Here is a 975-nt window from a genome sequence, read left to right as displayed (position 1 = left end):
CTGATAATTCAAAATACACTTACGCTCTTGCATGCGTGAACAGAGCGTGGAAATTTTCCGCGGTTTTCTTGGCCACTTCCTCAACAGAAATACCGCGCAACTCGGCTATAAACTCCGCCACTTTAGGAACATACTTTGGCTCATTAGGCTTACCGCGAAACGGAACAGGCGCTAAATAAGGTGAATCTGTCTCAATTAGCATATGCTCAAGCGGAATCGACTTAGCGACGTCTTGCAGCTCAACTGCATTCTTAAACGTGACGATACCACTAAACGAAATATAGTAACCGAGTTCAATCGCGCGTAAGGCCATATCGAGATCTTCGGTAAAACAATGGAGCACGCCAGCAACACTAGGGTCACCATGTTTTGCAATAATCTCTAAGGTATCTTCTTTTGCATCTCGCGTATGGACGATCACAGGCTTGCCACATTGCTTGCTTGCCTCTAGGTGTCGAATAAAGCGTTCTTGCTGAAGCTCTTTTTTATCTTCGCTGTAGTAGTAATCTAACCCCGTTTCACCAATCGCAATGACCTTTTCTCGCTTAGATAGCTCTAATAAACGCTCAACGCTCGGTTCTTCGCCCTCATAACTTGTTGGATGAACACCGACCGAAGCATAAATATTATCAAAGGAGCTTGCCGCGCCTAACACATCTTCGATGTGCTCAAGATCAATCGCAACACAAAGCATTTCACTCACACCTTCGTCACGAGCTGCAGATATGGCATCTGCTAATCCACCCTCATATTTCTCAAGCTTTAATCGATCTAAATGGCAATGGGAATCTATAAACATAAGTACTCGAATACACACAAATAATGCGCGCCAGTGTAACGCGAACACAAAAAAGGCGCATCATGATGTGCGCCTTTTTTTATTTACAAAAGAACGAATTACATACTGTGGGTCGGACGATCCGAACTTAATGCCCCAGCTAATTCCTTCTCAATAATATTTTTTGCTGTTTCGTC

Annotated in this window: 1 protein-coding gene; it reads right to left on the bottom strand. The window is 43.7% G+C overall.

The window, feature by feature from the left end:
• Window positions 1-19 precede the first annotated feature (19 nt).
• Complete coding sequence (locus A3738_RS27210) at window positions 20-799, bottom strand: TatD family hydrolase (RefSeq protein WP_068476799.1); 780 nt, start codon at window positions 797-799, stop codon at window positions 20-22.
• Window positions 800-975 lie beyond the last annotated feature (176 nt).

The sequence above is a fragment of the Oleiphilus sp. HI0066 genome (genome assembly GCF_001635725.1).
This window is presented reverse-complemented; position numbering and strand designations above follow the sequence as displayed.

Excerpts from the sequence above, each read along its gene's own strand:
- A3738_RS27210 (WP_068476799.1), bottom strand. The coding sequence starts at position 799 with ATGTTTATAGATTCCCATTGCCATTTAGATCGATTAAAGCTTGAGAAA.